Below are 4462 nucleotides of genomic sequence, written 5' to 3' on the forward strand. Positions count from 1 at the left end.
CGAGATGATGAATAACATCAATGTTGTTCAGACGATGGGAAACAGTATCAGGAATCTTGCCAAGGAGATTCAAAGCCTGAAAATACTGAGAGAACTTAAAATTTTGTTTAGAAAAAGATTCAATAGAATTAATTAAATGTGTTATACTTTCCATGATGAAACATCCTTTCGTGATATTTTGGTTGGCGCTAAAAGTATAACACAGGTTGTTTCATCTTTTTTAGTTAAATACGAAAAAAGATGATTACTAAGATATACTCAGTAATCATTTTACTGTTTATATAGATAAAATTGAGGGTAGTGTATTAGTGCTATGTGATATAGATTTTTGACACTACCAAATTATTTAAGGGGGAATTTTATGAAAAAAGCCTTCATTCTTTCTCTTGCATTTGCTTTATCTTTCTCTTTGATGCAGTCAAAGACCATACAGGCAGATGAGTTTAGCGGGAAAGAAGATGAATATATCTCATTATGTTCTTCAGCAACACTTACTAAATCAAAAGAAAAAGTCTGCAAAAGATTTAATAAATACTTAAAAAATAAGACATCTAATCTTAAAAGTAGCATCAATAACAGCAAGGCTGATATCGATAAGACAAGCAATAACATTGAAGAGACTAACAAGAAAGTTGAAGAACTTACTGATCGTATTACAGAACTATTAAAACAAATTGAATACTATAAAGTAACAATCCAGAACTATCAGAATGAAATTGATACAAAAGTTAAACAGATTGGTTCTCGTATGTATAGTATGCAGTCAACTTACAATACGAATGCTTTTATCTCTTATCTTCTTGAATCAAAATCAATCAGTGATCTATATTCAAGATTAGCAAGCTTGGGACAGCTTACTTCTTACGAAAAACAGTTAGCTGAAGAAATTGAACAGAAGAAAAAAGAAAAACAGGAACAAGTTAAAGCTATGACTGAAGCACAGATTAAACTTGCGGAAGAAAAGAAAAAGCAAAAGGAATTAGCTAACCACTATATTGAACTTAAAGCACAGCAGCAAAAACAATTGGCTGAACAGCAGCAGCTGAAATCAAAATACAATTCAGCACAATCTAAAGTCGATGCTGCACTGGAAGCCATGTATGAACGTGATCGTGCTTCTCGTGTGACTTACAGTGGTACTGTAGGTAAAGGCTCAGCAACTGGTAGAGCTATTGCAAGTGCTGCATTAACACAGCTTGGACATCGCTATTATTGGGGTGCTACAGGACCTACATACTATGATTGTTCAGGTCTAGTCTATTGGGCCTATAACAAAGCAGGTATCGGTATTGGACGTCTTACTGCTGCAGGATATGCCGCTTCGGGTAAATCCGTCAGCCGTGCTTCCCTTTCTCCTGGAGATGTTATCACATTCTCATATGGATCAGGTGTTGCTCATATTGGTATCTATATTGGCAATGATCACTTTGTTCATGCATCAGGTCGTGGTTCTTCTACTCATGGTCAAGATCCTAACCAGTGTGTTAAGGTAGCTACTTTATCAGGAAGATGGACTAGCTTTGTACATAACTATCGAAGACTTTATTAAGAAAACGCATCAGCGTTTTCTTTTTTTTATTAATCAAAAAGGAATATCAGCTATGATATTCCTCGTATACATGATTTTTCTTTAATTTTCTAATCTTAGCGACTTCTTTAATAGCATCCTTAGCAGACATCCCCTTATCTACAAACGACTGCACATGCTCTTTTATAGACTGTTCAAAGACCTCTTCTTCTACAATCTCCTTTGCCCCTTCAACGACAATAACCATTTCACCTTTTAGATCATCACAAATTTCAAGAACTTCACTTATTGTTCCTCTAATAATCTCTTCATGCTTCTTAGTCAACTCTCTACATAAGGCAATATGACGATCACCAAGAATCTCCAACATAACTGTTAAAGTCTTCTTAATACGATGAGGTGCTTCATAGAAAACAATAGTCATCATCTGATTCTTAAGTTCTTCAAGTTCCTTCTTCTTATTCTTATTTTCATGAGACAAGAACCCATAGAACATAAATGGCTGAGGTGCAATTCCTGAAACCACAAGTGCATCCAATGCAGCATTACATCCTGAAATGGGTACTACATTATATGAAGCATCAATAACAGCTTTTACAAGCTCATATCCTGGATCACTGATTGCAGGATAACCAGCATCACTTACAATTGCGATATTTTCCCCTTCTTCTAATAAATGAAGAATCTTAGGAATAGCTACATGAAGATTATGTTCATGATGAGAAATAAGCTTAGCTTTAATATCAAAATGGTTCAACAGCTTAATTGTATTTCTAGTATCCTCACAGGCAATATAATTGACACTCTTTAATACTTCAATACTACGAATTGTCATTTCTCCTAAATTACCAATTGGTGTTGGTACTAAATAAAGCGAAGCTTTATCATTTTTAAAACTTGATTGTCTATACATCTTTATCAACTCCAAAATATTTCATCACTTCATCACTATATGATCCATCTTCATTATGACTGTAGAGCGGAGCTTCTATACGAAGACCAATCTTCCCTTTCTTTATGGCTTCAATAAGGAAAGTATTAGCTTCTCTCCCCTGTTTAGGATAAACAAAACGCAATCTCTTAGGTTCAAGATCATACTTCTGTAAAAGATTGATTGTCTCAATAAGGCGATCAGGACGATAGACCATTGCAAACTTTCCTCCATGATCAAGGATAAATGAAGCACTTGCGATGATCTCTTCTAAAGTGATGGCAATCTCATGTCTTGCAATCTGAAGATATTCATTATCATTTAAATGACTCTTCTCTCCTAACTTAAAGAAAGGTGGATTACAAACCACAAGCTTTACTCTTCTATTGTTTTTAACATACTCCTTAATATCCTGATTTACAATTGTGATCTGGTTTTCCAGGTTATTAAGAGCAACATTCTTTCTTGCTAAATCAACAGCTTCTTCCTGTATTTCTACCCCAACAATATTTGTCTTAGTTCTAGTCGATAACAATAAAGGAATAGCTGCATTATTTGTTCCAAAATCAATAATCTTTTCAACATTTTTATTGATAGAACAAAAATTCGCTAATAAAACAGTATCCAAAGAAAAGTTAAACATATCTTTTCTTTGGATAATTTTCATATTCTCATAAGCAAGAAGATAATTAGTGACTTCTTGATTCATTCTTTACATTCTCTTTCTTACGATTTCTATTTTGTTTATTATGTGGTTTACGTTTATTTGGTTTCTTCTTAAAAGGCTTTTCTTGTTTAGACTGCTTTTTAGCATGTCCCTTTTCTTCATTTATGGCCTTCTTCTCTTCTCTTGGTGGTCGATGTTCTCTTTTCTCTTTTCCTTGGTTCTTATTAAATTCTTCTAGAGAAACAAATCTTACACTGTTATCTTCATCGATAAACTTAACCAATCCACTAATAACATTCAATCCAGTAACTTTAACATGATGACCTTCAAATGTCGTTCTAGTTCCAATTCTAGGGAACTTCTTCTTTAAATCAGTATATGCTTCATCTTCATATTTAAGACAGCATAATAATCTGCCACATGCTCCTGATATCTTATCAATATTAATAGCAAGAAGCTGATTCTTAGCCATATTGATAGAAACACCATCAAACTCTCCTAAAAATGAATTACAACAAAGTGGCATACCACAAGTACCAAGACCACCAACAATCTTTGCTTTGTCTCTTGGCCCTACTTGTCTTAATTCAATACGACATTTAAAGACACTTGCTAACTTCTTAAGCAACTCTCTAAAATCTACTCTTTCATCTGCAGTATACATAAAGATTACTTTAGAAGCATCTAATGTATATTCACAATTAATCAATCTCATATCCAAGCCACTTTTTTCAATGATATCTTTACAGATTTCAAATGACTTTTCTGCCTTGATCTTATTGATACTATAAACTTCCACATCAGCTCTATTAGCTTTTCTTTTGATAGGCTTCAGTTCCGCATTCAATTTGAATTCAGAAATGTCTTTCAATTCTGAAATCATTTCCCCTAGTTCAAGACCACGGATTGTTTCTACTACAACTTTATCTCCTTTGTGCAAATCTAACGTTGTAGAAAAATAATAGAACTTCCCTACATTGTTAAACTTTACAGCTGCCAATCGTTCCATGTTTTCCTCCATTTCCACGCGCCTTCGTTGCGCGGACACAAATATATAACCAAACTCAAATCCACCAAAACTCTAGTGTGCATCTCGATATAATAGTATAATCAAAGAGAGGTGGTATACTACAGAGCACGTGAAGGTGAGTAGGCAATTCTGCTCAAATAGAATATCCTGAATGTTTATAAGTCGCCGCTATCTTTTCAAGCACAAATAAGTTGGACTTAGAGCCAGGACACTTATGATTGTACAATCAACTGAGTGATTAGCTTAGATAGCAGTCAATGCCACTTCTCTTCTTTCAATGAAAGGAGAGATTTTTTTATGAAGATT

At 34.1% G+C, this 4462-nt stretch carries 4 protein-coding genes; 1 reads left to right on the forward strand and 3 read right to left on the reverse strand.

Annotation, left to right across the window (positions count from 1 at the left end; genetic code table 11):
• The first annotated feature begins 361 nt into the window (after positions 1-361).
• Positions 362-1549 carry a C40 family peptidase gene (locus T513_RS0109430; RefSeq protein ID WP_031589884.1) on the forward strand — a complete coding sequence of 396 codons (1188 nt, stop codon included), beginning with the start codon at positions 362-364 and terminating at the stop codon, positions 1547-1549.
• 46 nt (positions 1550-1595) lie between these two features.
• Here the strand turns inward: T513_RS0109430 and rsmI are convergent, their stop codons facing one another.
• From rsmI to T513_RS0109445, 3 genes are read right to left on the reverse strand one after another with little or no spacing between them, the layout of a single operon-like run.
• On the reverse strand, positions 1596-2441 hold the full coding sequence (gene rsmI / locus T513_RS0109435) for a 16S rRNA (cytidine(1402)-2'-O)-methyltransferase (protein ID WP_029070823.1): 846 nt from the start codon (positions 2439-2441) through the stop codon (positions 1596-1598).
• Positions 2434-3168 (reverse strand): tRNA1(Val) (adenine(37)-N6)-methyltransferase, encoded by a 735-nt coding sequence (locus T513_RS0109440; RefSeq protein ID WP_029070824.1) that lies wholly within the window; start codon positions 3166-3168, stop codon positions 2434-2436. The genes rsmI and T513_RS0109440 overlap by 8 nt, the downstream gene beginning before the upstream one ends.
• Positions 3149-4135: a PSP1 domain-containing protein gene (locus T513_RS0109445; RefSeq protein WP_031589885.1), complete on the reverse strand. Its 987-nt coding sequence runs from the start codon at positions 4133-4135 to the stop codon at positions 3149-3151. The genes T513_RS0109440 and T513_RS0109445 overlap by 20 nt, the downstream gene beginning before the upstream one ends.
• Positions 4136-4462 lie beyond the last annotated feature (327 nt).

This window comes from Kandleria vitulina DSM 20405 (genome assembly GCF_000702065.1).
In the GTDB taxonomy this organism is placed as follows: Bacteria; Bacillota_I; Bacilli_A; order Erysipelotrichales; family Coprobacillaceae; genus Kandleria; species Kandleria vitulina.